This is a genomic window from Martinezella sp. CNPSo 3890, assembly GCF_057784455.1.
The window spans coordinates 31,012-50,222 of record NZ_JBXSOR010000008.1; the positions used below are offsets into that span (position 1 = coordinate 31,012).

A 19,211-nucleotide genomic window follows, 5' to 3' on the forward strand; every position below is an offset into this window, starting at 1 on the left:
GAGATAGCAACCTCTGCGCTCGGTCCGTATCCATCTCGGGATCACTCCATGATCCTGTGAGTTCTTCCACTCTACACCGCCTTCGTCAGCTCGCCATACGGATCCAGCACGAACTTCGTTGCAGCACTTCGATCGAAACTCTCATATCCTTGTGCAGCATCCTCGAGCGAAATGATCCTGGAGTTGACAATATCTGCAATCGGCAGCCTGTCCTGCAGGATCGCCCGCTTGAGCTGGCGATTGTATTTCAACACCGGCGTCTGTCCCGTATGAAAGGATAGTACCTTTGCCCTGCCGAGACCGAAGCGCAGAGACAGACCGCCCTGTTTCGCGGCACTGTCTACGGCACCGGGACCTTCCGTTACATACAGCCGGGGAATACCGATCGAACCGGCGGCTCGTATCGTCTCCATCATTTGATTGAGCATGATCACCGGCCGCTCGCGGCTGAATGACCAGGCGCCTCGAAGCCGACTGCATCGATCGCACTATCCACCTTATGGGTGCCGATGACTTCAGCGATCATATCGCCCAGACGATCGCTCCTGGAAAGATCGATGGTTCGAAGCCAACCTTGCATGTGCAGGGCGATCCTTGTCGAGCCTGACCGACGCTGTCCGCGCCGGTCAGCTCCAGAAATTATCAGGCCGCCCGCTTCAACGCATCGCCAAGCATGGAGACGATCGTTTCGATCTCTGCGCGCTCGATGATGAGCGGCGGAGAAAGAGCGATAATATCGCCGGTTACGCGGATCAACAGGCCCTTCTGGAAGCAATCGACGAAGACGTCGTAGGCGCGCGTGCCCGGGGCGCCATCACGCGGCGCGAGTTCTACGGCGCCGACTAGGCCGAGATTGCGGATATCGACTACATGCGGCAGGCCCCTCAGCGAATGCAGCGCAACCTGCCAGTCCCCGGCCAGTTCGGCTGCACGCGTCAGCAGGCCTTCCTCCTCGTAGATTTCCATGGTCGCAAGCCCGGCGGCGCAGGCGACCGGATGGCCGGAATAGGTATAGCCGTGGAAGAGCTCGATCTGGTTTTCCGGGCCGGTCATCAGGCCATCATAGATCTTGCGGCTGGCAAAGACGGCGCCCATCGGTATTGTGCCGTTGGTGATGCCTTTTGCCGTCGTGACAAGATCGGGAACAACGCCGAAATATTCGGTTGCAAACGGGGTGCCCAAGCGTCCGAAGCCGGTGATCACTTCATCGAAAATCAGCAGGATGCCATATTTGTCGGCGATGGCGCGCAGCCGCTCCAGATAGCCCTTCGGCGGCAGAACGACGCCGGCAGAACCGGACATCGGCTCGACAATGACGGCGGCGATCGTTTCAGCCCCGTGTAACGCGACCAGCCGTTCGAGGTCTTCCGCAAGCTCAATGCCATGGGCCGGCAGGCCCTTGCTGAAGGCATTGCGCTCGATATCGAGAGTGTGACGCATGTGATCGGCAGGGATCTGCGGGAAGACGCGGCGGTTGTTGACGAGGCCGCCGACGGAAATTCCACCGAAGCCGACGCCGTGATAGCCCTTTTCGCGGCCGATGATGCGGGTGCGCGTGCCCTGGCCGATGGCGCGCTGATAAGCGATGGCGATCTTCAGCGCGGTATCGACCGACTCGGAGCCGGAGCCTGTGAAGAACACGCGGTCGAGCCCGGCCTCCGGACCGCCCGGCGCATGCGCGGCGAGCTTTGCCGCGAAGTCGAAGGCGATCGGGTGGCCCATCTGGAAGGTCGGCGCGTAGTCCATGGTGGAGAGCTGGCGCTCGACCGCCTGTGCGATCTTCCTGCGGCCATGGCCGGCATTGACGCACCAGAGGCCTGCCGTCCCATCAAGCACCTTCTTGCCGTCGACATCGGTGTAATACATGCCGTCGGCGGCTGCGAGCAGGCGCGGAGCCGCCTTGAACTGCCGGTTTGCCGTGAACGGCATCCAGAAATTTTCGAGAACAGGGGTGTTGGAATGCGTGATCTTGTCCATGGTCGCCTCCATTGCGTTATCCCTGACATCAGCGATTTTCCTGTTTCGAACAAGACCTTTTCTTGCTGAATTTAACCCATTGATTTTGCTTATATCACATGAGATGTTTTCGATATTTCGAACATCTGAAACCCGAGACCGTCATGTCCGTCGATATCGGCAATCGCCTGCGTCATCTGCGCCTTGCGCACAATCTTTCTCAACGCGAACTCGCCAAGCGCGCGGGCGTTACCAATTCGACGGTCTCGCTGATCGAATCCAATTCGGCTAATCCATCCGTCGGTGCGCTGAAACGCATCCTCGACGGCATCCCGATCGGCCTTGCCGAATTCTTCGCCTTCGAACCGGAAGCACCGAAAAAGGCTTTCTACGCGGCTGAGGAGTTGGTCGAAATCGGCAAAGGCCCGATTTCCTATCGGCAGATCGGCGAAAACCTCTTCGGCCGCAGCCTTCAGATCTTGAAGGAGTGCTATCAGCCGGGCGCCGATACCGGCAAGGTACCACTGGTGCACGAGGGAGAGGAAGGCGGCATCGTGCTCACCGGCCGCCTGGAGGTGACGGTGGATGACGAACGCCGCATTCTCGGCCCAGGCGATGCCTACTACTTCGAAAGTCGCCGCCCGCATCGCTTCCGCTGTGTCGGGCCATATCCCTGTGAAGTCATCAGCGCCTGCACGCCGCCGAGCTTCTAGTGGATGGGTAGGCCGGAAGGCCTGCGCTTACGATCGGCATCGATCACGACGTCGGCTACGAACGCCCGCACCCTGTTCTTGTCCGCAGTACCGATCGTCCTGATGAGATTGGCGATGTCCAGGCGATCTGGATGGAGGAAGACAACATCGGCAGCCGAGGCCACGGATGGGTTCTCGCCATGACGATACGCTGTCGCGACCACGGGCTGTCCCTGCGGCGGGCGCGGCGTGATCGAAGGACCGAGAACTTGAAAGCCACTGCCCTTGAAATTGATGTAATGCAGCTTCGAGCCATCCAGAAAGCGCTGACTTTCCTTATCTCGAATGACCGCTCCATCTTCCCAGCTGTCCCATAACCCCCGCACGACATCGACGACATCAAGCACGTCCTGACGCAAGGCGGCGCTTCCCGCTGCAGGAAAGCCATTGAGGGCGCCAATAGCTTGCCAGGCATGCATGGCCCTCGATCCATCATAATGCTGAACCAGAAAACCCGCCCTGCCCTCGCTTACGAAATCCAGCGTCGCGATGGCGGTCGAGACATGAAACGGCTCGAGGAAATTGACCGCTGCGCCGGGGATGATTCCGATATTGCTGCTGTTCGCGGCAAGCCAGTTTGCAAGCAGCACGGCATCCAGCCCGTCGCCGTCAGGACGGGCGAAGCCATCTTCCAGCGTCACGAAATCGACCACCGTGTCGAAACGCCCAACAAGCGCCCGCCAGAATTTTTTCTGAGCGTCGCGCGAATTGCGGGCTTGCGCGGCAACATCTAATCCGATGCCGACCCTGAGACCATTTGGATGCGTCATGTGAAGTCCTGTTTCGCGATATTGTGAAGCTCGAAGGCAGATCCGATTTCTTGCCGGGATCTGCCGATAGCCATCGGAGCGGCCATGCCCGTCACGCAGCAGAGGTTTCGTGAGCCGCCAGGCGGGCGATGATCAGCTGCTCCTGCCCGGCCTTCAGCGCAGTCACGCGCGCCGTAGCCTCCTCAAAGGAGGCGGCAGGCGGATAGATCGGTGTCAGACCGGGTGCTCCCGCCTTTTTACCGATATGCTTTTCGAACGGCAGAGAGCGATAGAGGCTCGGGTCGACGGTCGGGTCGAAAAGAGGGCGATAGCCGAGCGACAGATAGAAGGCCACGGCCTCCGGTTGGCGAAAGCCGGTGCTAAGGTAGGCCCTGTTATAGCCGAGTTGCCCGGCACTCTCCTCGAGCGCGATCATGATGCGGCGTGCCAGTCCCTGACGCCGGAGATCCGGATGCGCCCATATCCGCTTGAACTCAGCGGTTTCGTCGTCGTGGCTCATGAAGGCGCCGCCGGCAATGGTCTGACCGTCGCGCTGCAGCAGGAGAAAATCGCCAAGCGGCGGGGCGAACAGCGCACTCGGATAACGCATGATTTCCGCGCGCGCGCCGCCCGGGCGGCTGACGGCGCCATATCTGCTATCATACTCGCTGGCAAGACCGTCGATCAGCGGTTCCGCCGCCGGGTCCAGCAATGACGACCGGACTATGATATCGTTCATGCATATGCCTCCAAACAATGTTCTGAAGGCTGCCCGGGATCGATCGTGAGGATCGCCGATCTTGCCGACCACTCTGCAAACTCCGCTCAGCGCTTCGCAGGCAGAGCATGCATGATCGATGGTGCGCTTCGCACGGCACGATCTTTCATTGTGCGGTCGATGATTGAAACATCGTTGCCCGATTCTTTTGTCTATTAAAATTATAGATTATATCGTCAAATTTATGCAACCAAAGAGCCGCACAAGCGCACCAGCTCGCCGCCCTGTTTTGCGGCATACAAGAGAACATCGGGAGATCGAGTGCACAGACGCCGGGATATGCGCGACCCGTTTATTCGCACCAAACCTTGTCAGCAGAAGATTGCTCCGCACCTCGAAAACGAAGTAACCGATGAAGAATAGCGATGCCCAGGAACGTAGGCATATTCGCTCTGGATGAAATGGAGTTAGTGGCTCTCGCGCGGAACCTTGGCGCCGCGTCCGCCGACCAGGAAATCGAGGTCTGCGCCGGTATTGGCCTGCATGACCGTTCGAATGTAAAGGCCTTGGTATCCTGAGGTCATTTCCGGCACCGGTTCCTTCCAGGCCGCGCGCCGCCGTGCAAGCTCATGGTCCGGAACATCGAGAACCAATGTGCGGGCCTCGACGTCGAGTGCGATGAAATCCCCTTGCTCGACGAGCGCCAGCGGACCGCCGGCGGCGGCTTCCGGCGATACATGCAGCACCACGGTTCCGTAGGCCGTGCCGCTCATGCGGCCATCGGAAACGCGCACCATGTCGCGTACGCCTTTCTCCAGCAGTTTGCTTGGCAAAGCCATGTTGCCGACCTCGGCCATGCCGGGATAGCCGCGCGGACCGGCCCCCTTCAGCACGAGAACGGAATTCTCATCGACATCGAGGTTCGGATCGTCGATCCTGGCATGGAAATCCTCGATAGTCTCGAAGACGACGGCGCGGCCGCGATGACGCATCAGATGCGGCGATGCGGCCGATGGTTTGAGCACCGCCCCATCAGGCGCAAGATTGCCCTTGAGGACGGCAATTCCCCCGCTGTCGACGAGCGGATTCGACCGGCTGCGGATGACGTCCGGATTGTGGTTGACGACATCGGCAATATTATCTCCGACGCTCCCCCCCGATACGGTGAGTGCATCGAGATGGAGGAGGTCGGAAATTTCCTTCATCACGGCGGGAATGCCGCCGGCATAACAGAAATCCTCCATGAGGTATTTGCCCGACGGCATGAGGTCGACGATCGTCGGCACGTCGCGCCCGAGCCTGTCCCAATCCTCCAGTGACAGGTCGACGCCGATACGCCCGGCGATGGCGAGCAGATGAACGACGGCATTGGTCGATCCGCCGATCGCACCATTGATCTTGATGGCGTTCTCGAACGCCTGCCTCGTGAGAACCTTCGAAAGCCGCATATCTTCCTTGACCATCGCGACGGCGCGGCGCCCGGTCATCCGGGCAAGCCGCGCCCGTCGGGCATCGACGGCAGGCCATGCCGCATTGGTCGGCAGGGCAACGCCGAGGGCTTCGACCATCGACGCCATGGTCGAGGCCGTTCCCATTGTCATGCAGTGGCCGGGCGAGCGTGACATGGCACTTTCCGCATCCATGAACTCCTGCCGGCTCATGGTGCCTGCCCTTACTTCCTCGGAGAATTTCCAGACGTCCGTGCCGGAGCCGATCGGCTTGCCGCGAAAATTACCATTCAACATCGGCCCGCCTGAAATGACGATCGTCGGCAGATCGCAGCTTGCCGCACCCATCAGCAGCGATGGTGTGGTCTTGTCGCAGCCGGCCATCAGGATGACGCCGTCCATGGGATTGCCGCGGATCGCCTCTTCGACATCCATGGAAGCGAGATTCCTGAAGAGCATCGCAGTCGGCCGCAGATTGGACTCGCCGCAGGAGAAGACCGGAAATTCAAGCGGCAATCCGCCGGCTTCCAGGACGCCGGCCTTGATATGCGTGACCAGTTCGCGGAAATGCGCGTTGCACGGCGTAAATTCCGAAAACGTATTGCAGATGCCGATGACGGGGCGGCCGTCGAACACATCATCGGGCAGGCCACCATTCTTCATCCACGAGCGATGGATGAAGCCGTCCTTGTCCACTCCGCTGAACCACGCCTGCGACCGCCGCTTTGGATCCTTGGTCATGATGGCCTCTTTTGTATTATAATTTATTTTTTTGTTATACAAATAAGCCATGGCGGTCAAGCGCGGTAGCGCTTGTGACCACAGGCTGAAGACGCTAGACATGTCTCGATTTTTGGGAAAGGCAGATGGCCGGGATGACTTCGGACGCCGATGATGCAAGCCTCGGCACCAACAAGAGATACCACGACGCGATCGTGCATGCGCTGGGTGAGCGGATCGTCGGTGGCGCGCTTGCGGCCGGAGCCTCCATCGGAACGGAACAGGAGCTCTGCGATCATTTCGGGACATCCCGTACCGTCATCCGGGAAGCCATCAAGATCCTGTCGGCCAAGGGCCTTCTCGAAAGCCGCCCGAGAAGCGGCACTAGAGTGACCGATCACTCGGAATGGCTGCTGCTTGACCCGCAGGTCCTCGCATGGAGGCTCGGCGCGGAAAACGGCAGCGAGAGGGCACGTATCGATCTCTATGAACTCAGGCAATCCTTCGAGCCGGCCGCGGCGGAGCTTGCCGCCGCGCGTGCGACGCCGCAGACGCTACAGAAAATGAAACATGCCTTGCTCGGCATGACCCTCGCCTCGACCGCGGACGAAAAGATCGAGCACGATCTCGCATTTCACACCGCCATTTTGGCAGCGACCGGCAATGCCTTCTATCTGGCATTGGGGTCGCTGATCTCAGTGGGGCTGAAGCATGTGTTCAAGGCGGGGCTGCAACGGACTGCAAAGGAGGACGAACGCTGGATACGCCGTCACCAGAATGTCTATGAAGCCATTGCCGGCGCCGATGGTCCGGGCGCTGCCGAGCAGATGAAGAACCTCCTGCGCGAGGCGCTGGAGGTCCAGAAGCTGGAATTGCCGCAATCCGAAAATTAGAAGCAGATCGGTTTCAGAAAGATCCGAGCCTCTTAGCATGCAAGGCGACAAGTTCCTCGCCGAACGGTGTCGGACGCATGGCAGGAGCGCGATCGTGAACCGTGAGCCCCGCCCGCGCGGCAAACAGCCGCTTGCCGTAGCACATCAGGTGCTCGATCCCCTGCATGACGGCAACGGCGGATGGGAGCATGGCACGATAGATTTCCTCGGCACGGACCTCATTCCCGGCGCGAAAGGCGGTGTATGCGTCGACCGCATAGTCGATGAGATCGGGAGCGAGGATATAGCCGGCGCAGCCTGCCCGCAGCCCGTCAAGCAATTCCAGGCCACCTCGACCGTTGAAAACAGGCACGCCCTCGCCGATCGCCTTCATCAACGCCTTGACCTCGATGGCCGAGCCCTCCGCCTTCAACACCTTTACATTGGGATGGGCAGCGCGCAATGCCGCGAGATCCGGTCCCGTCAGGCCGCGTCCGAGAAAGGCAGGGGCATTCTGGATCGCCACCGGCAGGTTCGTCGCATCCGCGACGCGGCCGAAGAAGCCAATATATTCGCCCGCGCCGAAAGTGCCGACCGGTGGCGGCTGGAGGATCACCCAGTCAGCGCCAACGGCTTCGGCGTGCCGCACCTGCTCGACCTGCTCGGCAACCGAAGTGCCGAAGATGGTGAAGGCGAGCGGCAGGTGGCCGGCATTGTCCTCGGCAAGCCATTCCATCACGGTCCGGCGCTCGGCGGCCGTCAATTTGAAGACCTCCGTAGCAAGGCCGAGCGCGGCAAGCCCATGCACGCCTGCCGCCACGCAAATCTCGGTCTGCCGCTTCATCGCCGACCTGTCGAGCTTTTCCTCCTTATCGAAGAGCGCGTAGAGGATCGCATGAATACCGTGCAGTTTCTCAGGTTCGAACGCCATCTCGTTTCGCCTTATTGTTTAGAAAGCCGAAGGGCCGGCGCACCTTTGCGGACGATTGCGATGCCGAGGAGGCCACCCGCGATCAACGCGGCAGCCACCAGCGTCAGCGCCACATCATAGCTTCCGGTCGAATCCTTGATCCAGCCAATCACCGGCGGCAGGGCGAGGCCTGCGACATTCGCCAGCGCATTGATGAGCGCGATCGATACGGCCGCCGCAATCCCCGAGACGAACTCGGTGGTGACAGCCCAGAAGATCGGAATAACCGCCCAGTTGAGTGCCGCCGAAAGGACGAGCAGCAAGTAGGCCAGACGTGGATCGCCGGCATGGGGCGTACCAAGAAGGCAGACACCGGCCAGGGTGAGCGGAAGCCCGAGATGAAACGCGCGCTCGCCGGTTCGATCGGAATGCCTGCCATTGAAGAACATGAAGATACAGGCAGCCAGAAACGGCACCGCCGAAAGCAAGCTTACCGCCAGATTGCCGCCGCCGGACAGGTTCTTGACGATCAGCGGCATGAAAAGCGTGATGCCGATCGTCCCAAAGGCCTGAAGCAGCCAAAAGACGGCAAGCATCCAGACGCGCGTGTTGGAAAAGGCGGCACTCCAGGATGCATGATGCGGGACAGGCGCCTTCTCCTCCTCGGCGGCGATGGTTCGCTCGAGGCCATCCTGCTGCTTGGTCGTGAGCCAGGCCGCGTCTCGCGGGCGATCGGGCAAAAACCTCAACACGACGAAGCCCAAGAGGATGGCGGGAATGCCTTCGATCAGAAACACCCAGCGCCATCCCGACAGGCCGAGAATGCCGTGCGCATTGAGCAGCAGGCCGGAGAGCGGCAAGCCGATGACCGATGCGAGCGCTGCGCCGATATAGAAGAAGGACATGGCGTTCGCCCTGTCGCGCGACGGATACCATTGCGCGAGATAGTAGATAATGCCCGGCGTGAAGCCGGCCTCGGCCGCCCCGAGAAGGAGGCGCATTCCATAGAGCTGATAGGCGCTGGAAATGAATGCCATGCCGGCAGCAATAATGCCCCAGCTGATCATGATGCGGGCAATCCAGCGGCGTGCGCCGAACCGGGCCAGCAGCATGTTGCTCGGTATTTCGAAGACAATATAGGTCGCGAAAAATATGCCAGCCGCCAGCCCGTACATTTGGCTCGTCAGACCCAGTTCCTCGTTCATTCCGAGCGCTGCGACGGAGATATTGGACCGGTCGATATAGGCGACCAGGTAGAGCAGCATGAGGAAAGGCAAAATGCGCAGATTGATGCGGCGAACCGCCTCCTCATTGGTTTCGAAGTTCATTCCCCCTCCACGGCACTCATCGGCGCCTAACAAACATCATATCTTTAACATATGATGTTTGTTAAGCAACAAGCTATTTGCTTTTGTCACCGCATTCTGATTGGTCTCGTTGGTGATGGAGGCGAAGGACCGACGAATGACGAAGACAAAGCCGAACAGGACGACGGCCCTCGTGGAAGCTCTCGGCATCCGCATCGCATCGGGGCAGATCCTGCCCGGCGCCTATCTCCCCTCGGAAGGCGAACTGGAACAGGAATTCGGCGTCAGCCGCACGGTCGTGCGTGAAGCGGCGAAGATATTGTCGGCCAAGGGTCTCGTGACCGTCAGGCAGCGCACGGGCACGCGAGTAGAGCCGCGAGAGCGATGGCAATGGCTCGATGGGGAATTGATCGCATGGCTGTCGCGCGGACGGATCTCGCACGATGAGCTTATGGCTTTTGCCGAAGCCCGCCAGATCATCGAGCCCGGAGCCGCCGCACTGGCGGCATTGCGGGCAACCGACCTGGAACGTCAGGCGATCCTCGACATCTACCACCGCATGGAGCGGGACCAGAAAAACCCCACCGCAGCCGTCATCGCCGACAAGGCCTTTCACATGTCGATCCTTGCAGCAACGCATAATCCGGTGCTGCAAAGCCTGCGCCAGGCGATCGAATCCATTCTCGATGCCGTTTTCCCGCATACGGTCGGTGCATTTGCGGCCAATCTCGAAAACCACGCCGCAGTTGCCGAGGCAATCGCCGCAGGCGACAGTATCGCCGCCAGACACGCGATGGAGGCTGTTCTCGACCAGACGTCAGGCTTCCTTAGGCACGCGCGGGAGCGGGCGGCATCATAGCCATCAAGATTTGCTCGCCAAAGCGAGGACTGTGAGGACATGGAATGACGGGGGGAAGGACCGGACCGCGAAAGGGGGTTCGCCCCTCGTAAACGGAACGCTCTCACGGCCGGTCCCATATTTCCTGCAGGCCAGGCCCGCAAGAGGCGGCGCTTTTGCGCGCCCATTGCGGCAATATATTGTCTAACGCTAAATAATGGAGACCAGACAAAATAGCGCGATATCGGTTCCCATTATCACCTCGTGCGTAGATAGTGGCCTCGGGCGCCGCCCCTCGATATCCCTCACTCGGCAAGAGCCCTCATATGATGACCGCAAGATCGATCCATCGCTCCTCCATCGAGACAGCACGCCTCCGCCTGCGTCCGACATCGGCCGCCGATACCAAACGCGCATCCGAAATTCAGAGCGATTGGGCTGTGACGCGCATGCTGAGCAACGCCTCATACCCGCCGAAGGAAAACGATATCAGAGATTGGTTTTCCAGCCATGAGCGCGAATGGGCCGAAGGCTCCGCCTATCGCTTCGCCATCGAACAAGCCGAAAGAATGATCGGTGTCGTCGATGTCGATGGCATTGTCGGCAGCGCGGGCAGTCTTGGATATTGGCTGGAAAGGCAAGCCTGGGGAAAGGGCTATGCCTTCGAGGCGGCGCAGGCACTGATCGGCTTCATCTTCCACGAAGTCGGTCTCTTCAGCCTCGAATCCGGTCACGCATCCGACAACCCGGCCTCTGGACGGGTGCTGACCAAACTTGGCTTCCGCCAAGTCGGCAGCAGGGAGCTTTTCTCGCGGGCGCGCAGCGAAACCATCGTTCAATGTTGCTATGTGCTCGAGCGACAAATGCCGTGAACCCACAGCGCGGTGCTAAGCCGCAGCGTCCTTAGAGCTCGATTTCGTAGACCCGCTCATGCGTCGCGACGAAACCCTTGCCTTCCGGCGTCACCCAGCCACGAAACATTCCCGGCGTATTGTAGGGCGCGACGGCAATACCCTGATTATCTATAGCCACCAGCCCGGCGCCGATCTGATGCGGCGCCAGATCGTGGTTGATCAACCCCTCGGTCGCGGTCGCGATATCCTGCTTCAGATAGGCCATGCGGCAGGCAATCTCGTGTCCAACCACATAGCGGATGAAGAACTCGCCCTTACCCGTTCCAGACACCGCGCAGACGCCGTCGCGTGCATAGGTGCCCGCACCGATGACCGGGCTGTCGCCCACGCGCCCGTCAGGCTTGTTGTTGTAGCCGCCCGTCGAGGTGGCGGCGGCAAGATGGCCGGCGGCATCGAGCGCCACCGCCCCGACCGTACCATGCTTTTCGTTCTCGGTTCCTTCGGTGCCGTCAGCGGCATGGCGCTTCATCGCCTCCAGCGCCTCGACCCGCTTCGGTGTGGTAAAATAGGATTGCGGCTCGATCTGCAGCCCCTTGGCTTCGGCAAAACGATCGGCAGCCGGGCCGGTCAGATAGACGGCACGGCCATCCTCCATCAATGCGCGGGCAGCCTTGATCGGGTTGCGGATCGTGCGAGAGGCGCTGATGGCGCCCGCCTCCAGCGTCGTCCCATCCATGATCGAGGCATCGAGCTCGTGCACGCCGTTTTCGTTGAGCGCTGCGCCATGGCCAGCGTTGAAATGCGGGCTGTCTTCCATGACCACGACGGCGGCCTCGACGGCATCGACCGCACTGTCACCGGCCTGCAGCCGTGTATAACCTGCACGCAAAGCGGCAGCCAGGTCGCGGCGCGCGCCCTCCCATTCCTCTGGCGTCATGCTGTCTTCGGGCATGACACCGCAGCCACCGTGAATAGCCAGCGCAATCTTCGTCATTTTCCACTCCGATCCGGCGCCGGTGCAACCTTTATGCCCAACACCGCTCTCCTCACCAACGCCCGATCAGCCTGATCGGGACGTCATTTCAGTTGAAGGCGATATCGCCGATGACCCTTACTCTTACGCGGCGCGCTCCGCCGGGAAGATAGGCAATCGGAATATCCTCGACTTCGAGCGTCTTTACGCTTTCCTGGCTCGCACCGGAAGCAACGGCTGCATCCTGCGCCTCCGCTTCTGCCTTGGCGATGGCTTCGTCGCGGCTCAACCCCGAAAACACCTGGTCGACTTCGCCCGACACCTGCGCCATCGCAGCGCCGAGCGCATTGGCAACGCCTGCATTTTCGACACGAAGAACTTCGGAAGCTCCCGCGATCTTTTCCGGGATCAGAAAGGCGCCGCCGCCGACGGCGATCAGCGGTACGTCCTCTGCCGACGTCTTCATCTGGTCGAAGCTGTCCGTCACCATATCGCGGATTCGTTCAAGGCTTGCCTTAACGAAGGCCGGATCGAGATCGCGAACGCGATCCCTGTCTCCCATCTCGATCAGACCGGCGGCGACGGCGACGTCCGAAGTCGTCAGCGTGTTGCCGCCAAAGACGCGAGCCTCCGTCAGGATGCGGTAGCCGACCGAACGCGGGCCGATCTTGCCGGTTTCCGGATCGATGATCGTTCCGCCGCCAAGGGCGATCGGCAGGAGATCGGGCATACGGAACAGGGTGCGCACGCCGCCGATGTGGACGATATTGTTGGCCTCGCGCGGAAAGCCGCCGACGAGGCAGCCGATATCCGAAGTAGTGCCGCCGACATCGACCACCATGGCGTCGTTCAAGCCGGTCAGGAAAGCAGCACCCCGCATCGAATTCGTCGGACCGGAGGCAAAGCTGTGAACCGGATTGGCGGCCGCAACATCCGCCAACGCCACCGTACCGTCGTTCTGCGTCAGATAAAAGGGTGCGGCAACACCTGCTTCGCGCAGTGCGTCCGAAAACGCCTGCACCGTGGTCCTGCCGAGTGACTGCAGCGCCGCATTGAGAAGTGCGACATTCTCGCGCTCGAGCAGACCGATTCGACCGAGGGTATGAGACAGCGTGATCCTCGCATCCGGGATCACCGACCGAACGATCTCAGCCGCCTTGACCTCGCATTCGGTGGTCAGCGGCGAGAAGGTCGCGGATATCGCGATCGACGTGATGCCGGCATCGCGGATCTGCATCGCGGCTTCGCGGATCTCGTCGGGGATCATCGGCACGAGCGGGCTGCCGTCATATTCATGACCGCCATGAACCATGAAGATGAGCGGATCGACTGCCGCGCGCAGGTCGTCTGGCCAATCGCACATCGGCGGAAGGGAAGCGCCGGTCGGGAGTGCAATGCGGATCGCAGCCACCCTTTCCAGTCGCGCCCGTTCGACAACGGCGTTGGTAAAATGCGTGGTGCCGATCATGACGGCGTCGATCGGCCGGCCGGATACGTCGGCATGGCCGGCGACATGGCTCAAGGCCGACTTCACGCCTGACATGACGTCCTGCGTGGTGGGAACCTTGATGGAAGCGATGATCGTCTCACCGTCGATCAGAACGGCATCCGTATTAGTGCCGCCAACGTCAATACCGATGCGTTTCATGCGAATACCGATCTGAATTCAATGTCGTAACCGAAGGCACGAGGACCGACCGCAGCGATCCCGGCAGGCGAGGTCAGGAGTTCGGGTGCCGGAAGAGCCACCACGGTCACGCGCTGGCCGTAACGCACGGAATCCGTGCCGATGGCGCTGCCGGAAATCGTATCGAGCAGGCAAAGGAGGTCCGGCGTCATCGCCACCGGCTCGCCATCGCGGAAGGCGACGGCCCACTCGTTCTGGAAGGCCAGTTCCATCCGCGAACCCTTGTCGGCATCGATACCTTCGATCACGGTTCGCCCACGAAGGAAGCCGCCTGTGGTTTCGCGTGCCACATCGATCACCTTGCCGCGAAACAATTGCTTGCCGCCCTCGTGATCGAGAACTGCCTTTACCGGATCGTCATGACGGGCACGCGCCTCGATGACGGCGCGGCCAAGCTCTGTAGCCTTCGTTATGGTGTAATGAATGCCCCATTCCTTCACCTCGCGGCCGGTGCGCGGCGCCTTGCAGGTGGCGGCAGTCGAGCCAACCTCCGTACAGACCTTGCGCGAAATTCGCTCCATCCATTTCCAGGATGCGGCCTTCGTGACGATGACCTCATTGTCGCGTACGTCGACGAGGGAAAGCGGATACATTGGCAGATTGCCAATGGCGAAGGAGGTCATCTGCGCCTCGGGATAGGCGCGTCCCATGGCATCGGCATTGACAACAGGCCGGCCGAGCATCGCGGCCGCAAGGAAGGAGGACAATGCATTCGAGCCACCGATCTCGACGCTCATGATCGCGCGAAAGGGCTTGCCGAGATAATCCTCCATGACCTCGACGGCGCGCGCCAGATGCGCGGGATCGCTGAGACGCTCCTGCCCGACCAGCGGCGCGCCCATCTTCGAGACGACCGCAACCATATCGTTGTCATCGAGCGCCATCGGATCCATCACCTGCACGCGACGCCCCTCGGCATAGAGTCTTCGAAGGTTAAGAGTCGAGATATAGGGATTGCCACCGCCGCCGGTTCCCAGAATCCAGGCTCCCGTTGCGAGCGGCTCGATATTGTCTTCGGAAAATTCCTGAAGCATGTTTCACCTTCGGCAATAGCTCCCCCGACCCCGAATGGGGCCGGTCTATGTCATGTGCAGGCGAAGATCAGTTCGCCTTGCAGTCCCAATGGAAGTTCGAGAAGTTCAGATCCCAGCTCTGCATGGGAATGAACTCATAGCCCTGAAGGCACTTGTTTGCCGCATAGCGCCGGTTTGGCGACACCGCCCATACGTCGGGTTGCAGCTCGGCGAGCTTGACCTGCAGCTCCTTGTAGGTCGCGTTCTGCTCCTTGATATCGGTGGTCGACCTCGCCTTGTCGATCAGCGCATCGACCTCGGGATTCTGCAGCCATTCCATCGACATCCACGTGCCGGAAGCCTTGGAGTGATACTGATTATAAAAAATCGCATCCGGCGACGGGTAGTTGGGCGAGATGTTGACCTGTGTCGAGGCCGGCGTGGTCTCGGGTTTGGAGGAGAGCTCGACGATGCGGTTCCAAGGCTCGGGCTTGATGTCGAGCGTGATACCGATCTGTTCGAGATTGGCCTGCATCAGCAGTGCCACTTCGGATTCGAAAGCGAGCGAGGCGACATAGCTGTTGACCAGCGTGATCTTCTGACCGGCATATTTCGATTTGGCGAGCTCTTCCTTTGCCTTTTCGAGGTCGAAGACGCCGGGCTGGATATCGTCGTTGTGCGCATCCTTGAACACGGTCGAGAGTGGGCCGGTCATGTCGAAGCCCGGATAGATCGCTTCCTGAATGGTCTTGTAGTCGGTGGCATAGGCGATTGCCCGGCGCACATGCACGTCGTCGGTCGGATAAACCTTGCTGTTCAGCTTGATGACGAAGCCGCCGGCCGTCGTCGACTGGAGCAGCTTGTAGCCCGGCATCTTGCCGATGGTTTCATAGGTGTCGTTACCGAGACCATGCGAAGAAAGTCCGAGCTCACCCTTTTCGGCAAGCGCCTTGACGGTGGCGTCGTCGCTCGTCTGGACGAAGCGCACCTCGTCGATCGGCGTTCCCTTGGTCCAGCCTAGGAAGTAATCGGAATTGCGCGCGATCACCATATCGGCGGAGCGATTGTAGCTAACAAGCTTGTAGGGACCCGAGCCGGCCGAATGCTCGCCCACATAAGCTTCGCCCCATTTGTCGTCCGGCTTGGAATTGGCTTCGATCAGCTTCTCGTTCAGCGCCATCATCAGCGGCGTCACGGCCATGAACGGCGAGAACTGGCGATCGAGCTTGACGACGACGGTCTTGTCATCGGACGCGGTGACATTGTCGGGCTGCACGAGGCCGACGACGAGGTTCGATGGCCCCTTATTGATGCCGATCAGGCGCCGGATAGACCAGACGAAGTCGGAGGCCTTGACCGGCATGCCATCCTGGAACTTGGCGTCATCGCGAATATGGAAGGTGTAGGTCAGCCCATCCTGGGAGATATCCCAGGATTTTGCCAGATGGGGCAGGATCTCGCCCGAAGGGCTGACGGTCGTCAGCGCGTCATACATGTTCACGATCGCCATATAGCCTGTGTAGTCTGTGACCTTGGCCGGATCGAGCGAGCTGAAAATCTGCATCGTGTTGACGGCAATCGACACCTTGTCGGCCGCCGATGCGGCAACCGAAGTTAGCGGCAACGCCAAGGCGCTCGCAAGCAGAAGCGCTGAAAGACGCAGATTTCTGGAACCCATCTTCATTCTAGTTCTCCTCTTTGATGCGGGAACTGCCCCGCTTATGGTTAGGCTGCCTTCCGGCCCGGAGCCGGCAGCGGCGAATAGGTAATGTCCGGATAGCCGAAGGCGGCAGGACCGACGACCTCAAGCGCGCGAACGCTGCGCAGCAGCTCGTGGCAGGGAATGGCGACGACGGCGACGCGCTGGCCGTAGCGCAGCATTTCGGTTGTGATCGGATAGCCGGTATCGACATCGAGCAGCACGATCAGATCCGGCACGCAAACCTCGATCACGTCATCGCGGCGGAAGACCAGAAATTCGTTCTGGATCGCCACGCTCGCTGTCTGGCCGTTGCAATCATCGAAGCCGGCGAGCTCCATGTCGCCGACGACGAAGCCGCCGCGCAGATGGCGTTTGAGATCAGTGATCTTGCCGTTGAACACCCGCCGTCCGCCTTCCAGCGCGCAGACGGCGGCAATGGGATCTTCCTGCGCCTTGCGGGCCCGGATCACGGCTTCGCCCAGCGCGATCGCCTTGGTGAAGCTTTTTGGAATACCATACTGATGGACATAGTGAGCCTGCATCGGCGCCGTCGCCAGCATGGCGGCGCCGCCCTGCGCGACCACGCAAGCGCGCGCCATGCGCTCATGCCAGACTTCCGATACGGCATGGCTGAAAATCACCGCATTGCCATGCAGGTCGCACATGACGGAAGGCGTCGAGCTGTGACCATAGATCGAAAAGGTCGTCATCTGCATTTCGGGGAATGCCCGGCCCATGCCGTCGCAATCGAGGATGGGAAGACCGCCGAGCGCCGCCGTCACAAGCGGGTTCATCGCATTTGCGCCGCCAATCTCCTCGCAGACGATCGCATCGATCGGCGTGCGGATGAGTTCTTCCATGGCACGCAGGCAGCGCAGCCCTTCGCGTCCCTCACGGATGCGTTCGACGCCGACGACCGGTGCGCCGATACCGCCGATCGACATGCAGAGCGCGTCCGTTTCGATGGCGTCGGTCGCCAGAACCTTCATCTCGTAACCCGCCTTCATCGCCTCCAGAGCCAGAAGCTTGCCCTGGTAGGGATTACCGCCGCCGCCGGTGCCAAGGATGCCCGCCCCGATTTCCAAAGCATCGAGATCCTCTGATGTCAGCCGGCGCAGAGCGGCATCATCATATTTCTGCTTGCGCGTCTCAGGCATGATGGCCTCCCATTTCACCGACGACTTTGACGTGGATGCGCGTGGCGTTGCCTGGCAGATAGGCAAGAGGCGTATCCTCGCGCTCGATAACTTCCAGGGTTTCCGCGAGAGCGCCGGCTGCGATCGCCTTTTCGCGCGCCTCCGCTTCGGCTTCCGCAAGCGCGCTCTCGCGCGTGCGGCCATTGACGAGCGAGAAGACGCGATCCGTTTCGCCGCTGATCTGGGCGATGGCGGCGCCGACCGCGTTTGCGACGGCAAAGTTCTCAGGCATGATCACTTCGAGATCGCCGATACGGTCGGGCATGAGAATTGAACCGCCACCAACAGCGATGACCGGCACCGGCGTCGAGGAAATTCGACTGCGTTCGACGCAGGCTTCGAGCATGGCGTTGATCTTTGCCACGGCCCCATCGACCAGACCCTTGTCGAGATTGGCAACCAAGGCGCAGTCACCGACGTCGGCCTTGCCGGAGGCAACCGCGATATCGGTTGCGGTCAGTGTCGATCCGCCGAAGCAGAGCGCCTCCTTGCGCACCCGATAACCGACAGACTTCGGTCCGATTGTAATGCCCGCTTCACCCCTGACGACGAGCGAACCGCCGCCGAGACCGATCGAAAAGACATCGGGCATGCGGAAATTGGTGCGAACCCCGCCGATATCGACGGTCGTGGAAGCCTGGCGTGGAAAGCCGTGCGAGAGAGCCCCGACATCCGAAGTCGTGCCGCCGACATCGACGACGACGGCGTCCTTGAGCCCGGTCAGAAACGCGGCGCCGCGCATGGAATTGGTCGGGCCAGAGGCAAAGGTCAGCACCGGAAAGGCACGCACGACATCGGCGGCCATCAGCGTGCCGTCGTTCTGGGTGATGTAGAACGGGCATGGTATACCAGCCGCCGTTAGCGCCTTGCCGAAGGCTGCGACGGTGCGATCCGCCAGCGACAGCAGGCTCGCATTCATGATCGCCGCACTTTCCCGCGCCAGCAGGCCGTGACGGCCGATGTCCTTCGACATCACCACAGGCAGGCCGGGGCAATGCTGCTGCAGGATTTCCTTGGCCCGCACCTCCATGGCATCGTTGATGCCGCTGAAGACGCAGGTCACGGCGGCGGCCTTTAAACCCTTTGCACGGATTTCGCCTGCGATACGCACGATGGCGTCTTCATCGAGCGGCGAAAGCTCGCGCCCATCGAACTCGTAGCCGCCTTTGACCTGATAGCCGTGATTGCCGACGATCTCGCGCAGATCGTCGGGCCAATCGACCATCGGCGGCAGACCGGCGCCAGAGGGCAGGCTCAAGCGGATGGCCGCGACCTCATCCATGTGGCGGCGCTCGATGACCGCATTGGTGAAATGCGTCGTGCCGATCATGACAGCGGCAATACGGGCCCGATCGATGCCCGAGGCATCGATAACCTTCTCCAGCGCCTCGATCACGCCCGAAGTCACATCTTCGGTCGTCGAGGCCTTGACCCCAGCAAGAACGGTCTTTCCCTCCAGGACGACGGCATCCGTATTGGTGCCGCCGACGTCAATTCCAACGCGATACACGTCAGG

At 60.8% G+C, this 19,211-nt stretch carries 16 protein-coding genes and 1 pseudogene; 4 read left to right on the forward strand and 13 right to left on the reverse strand.

Features of this window, described 5'->3' with window-relative positions:
* Positions 1-71 precede the first annotated feature (71 nt).
* Both AC13RC_RS19145 and aptA read right to left on the reverse strand, forming a co-directional pair.
* A pseudogene (locus tag AC13RC_RS19145) lies at positions 72-576 on the reverse strand (MDR/zinc-dependent alcohol dehydrogenase-like family protein); the annotation flags it as partial.
* Between the two features lie 66 nt (positions 577-642).
* Entirely contained in the window at positions 643-1,977 is a 1,335-nt protein-coding gene (gene aptA / locus AC13RC_RS19150; RefSeq protein WP_488558110.1) for an omega-aminotransferase AptA, read from the reverse strand.
* 143 nt (positions 1,978-2,120) lie between these two features.
* Between aptA and AC13RC_RS19155 the strand changes: the two genes are divergently transcribed.
* A complete protein-coding gene (locus AC13RC_RS19155; RefSeq protein ID WP_069610031.1) occupies positions 2,121-2,669 on the forward strand; it encodes a cupin domain-containing protein in 549 nt (182 codons plus the stop codon).
* Here the strand turns inward: AC13RC_RS19155 and AC13RC_RS19160 are convergent.
* The 3 genes from AC13RC_RS19160 to AC13RC_RS19170 form a co-directional block, all read right to left on the reverse strand.
* Positions 2,666-3,478 (reverse strand): LLM class flavin-dependent oxidoreductase, encoded by an 813-nt coding sequence (locus AC13RC_RS19160; RefSeq protein ID WP_488558111.1) that lies wholly within the window; start codon positions 3,476-3,478, stop codon positions 2,666-2,668. The two genes, AC13RC_RS19155 and AC13RC_RS19160, sit on opposite strands and share 4 nt — an antisense overlap.
* 91 nt (positions 3,479-3,569) lie before the next feature.
* The gene (locus AC13RC_RS19165; protein WP_488558112.1) at positions 3,570-4,196 is read right to left on the reverse strand and encodes a GNAT family N-acetyltransferase; all 627 of its coding nucleotides are present in this window, start codon (positions 4,194-4,196) and stop codon (positions 3,570-3,572) included.
* Between the two features lie 446 nt (positions 4,197-4,642).
* Positions 4,643-6,364 (reverse strand): IlvD/Edd family dehydratase, encoded by a 1,722-nt coding sequence (locus AC13RC_RS19170; protein ID WP_488558113.1) that lies wholly within the window; start codon positions 6,362-6,364, stop codon positions 4,643-4,645.
* A gap of 125 nt (positions 6,365-6,489) precedes the next feature.
* Here AC13RC_RS19170 and AC13RC_RS19175 point away from each other — a divergent pair, with 125 nt between their 5' ends.
* Positions 6,490-7,236, forward strand: coding sequence for a FadR/GntR family transcriptional regulator (locus AC13RC_RS19175; protein ID WP_113329324.1), 747 nt, complete (start codon positions 6,490-6,492; stop codon positions 7,234-7,236).
* A 13-nt stretch (positions 7,237-7,249) separates the two neighbouring features.
* On the opposite strand, the gene AC13RC_RS19180 is transcribed toward AC13RC_RS19175, so the two are convergent.
* The gene (locus tag AC13RC_RS19180) at positions 7,250-8,146 is read right to left on the reverse strand and encodes a dihydrodipicolinate synthase family protein (RefSeq protein ID WP_488558114.1); all 897 of its coding nucleotides are present in this window, start codon (positions 8,144-8,146) and stop codon (positions 7,250-7,252) included.
* Positions 8,147-8,157: 11 nt separating this feature from the next.
* The gene (locus AC13RC_RS19185; RefSeq protein ID WP_488558115.1) at positions 8,158-9,453 is read right to left on the reverse strand and encodes an MFS transporter; all 1,296 of its coding nucleotides are present in this window, start codon (positions 9,451-9,453) and stop codon (positions 8,158-8,160) included.
* Positions 9,454-9,589: 136 nt separating this feature from the next.
* Between AC13RC_RS19185 and AC13RC_RS19190 the strand changes: the two genes are divergently transcribed.
* Both AC13RC_RS19190 and AC13RC_RS19195 read left to right on the forward strand, forming a co-directional pair.
* Complete coding sequence (locus AC13RC_RS19190) at positions 9,590-10,291, forward strand: FadR/GntR family transcriptional regulator (RefSeq protein ID WP_488558116.1); 702 nt, start codon at positions 9,590-9,592, stop codon at positions 10,289-10,291.
* A gap of 305 nt (positions 10,292-10,596) precedes the next feature.
* On the forward strand, positions 10,597-11,142 hold the full coding sequence (locus AC13RC_RS19195) for a GNAT family N-acetyltransferase (RefSeq protein WP_488558117.1): 546 nt from the start codon (positions 10,597-10,599) through the stop codon (positions 11,140-11,142).
* 31 nt (positions 11,143-11,173) lie between these two features.
* Here AC13RC_RS19195 and AC13RC_RS19200 read toward each other — a convergent pair whose 3' ends face one another.
* The 6 genes from AC13RC_RS19200 to AC13RC_RS19225 form a co-directional block, all read right to left on the reverse strand.
* Positions 11,174-12,118, reverse strand: a complete 945-nt coding sequence (locus tag AC13RC_RS19200; RefSeq protein ID WP_488558118.1) for an isoaspartyl peptidase/L-asparaginase family protein — start codon at positions 12,116-12,118, stop codon at positions 11,174-11,176.
* Between the two features lie 88 nt (positions 12,119-12,206).
* Positions 12,207-13,745, reverse strand: coding sequence for a hydantoinase/oxoprolinase N-terminal domain-containing protein (locus AC13RC_RS19205; RefSeq protein WP_488558119.1), 1,539 nt, complete (start codon positions 13,743-13,745; stop codon positions 12,207-12,209).
* Positions 13,742-14,818 (reverse strand): S-methyl thiohydantoin desulfurase family protein, encoded by a 1,077-nt coding sequence (locus tag AC13RC_RS19210; RefSeq protein WP_488558120.1) that lies wholly within the window; start codon positions 14,816-14,818, stop codon positions 13,742-13,744. Before AC13RC_RS19210 ends, AC13RC_RS19205 begins: the two co-directional genes overlap by 4 nt.
* Before the next feature lie 67 nt (positions 14,819-14,885).
* Complete coding sequence (locus AC13RC_RS19215; protein WP_488558121.1) at positions 14,886-16,481, reverse strand: ABC transporter substrate-binding protein; 1,596 nt, start codon at positions 16,479-16,481, stop codon at positions 14,886-14,888.
* 41 nt (positions 16,482-16,522) lie between these two features.
* Entirely contained in the window at positions 16,523-17,656 is a 1,134-nt protein-coding gene (locus AC13RC_RS19220; RefSeq protein ID WP_488558122.1) for an S-methyl thiohydantoin desulfurase family protein, read from the reverse strand.
* The gene (locus AC13RC_RS19225) at positions 17,649-19,205 is read right to left on the reverse strand and encodes a hydantoinase/oxoprolinase N-terminal domain-containing protein (RefSeq protein WP_145319556.1); all 1,557 of its coding nucleotides are present in this window, start codon (positions 19,203-19,205) and stop codon (positions 17,649-17,651) included. Before AC13RC_RS19225 ends, AC13RC_RS19220 begins: the two co-directional genes overlap by 8 nt.
* Positions 19,206-19,211 lie beyond the last annotated feature (6 nt).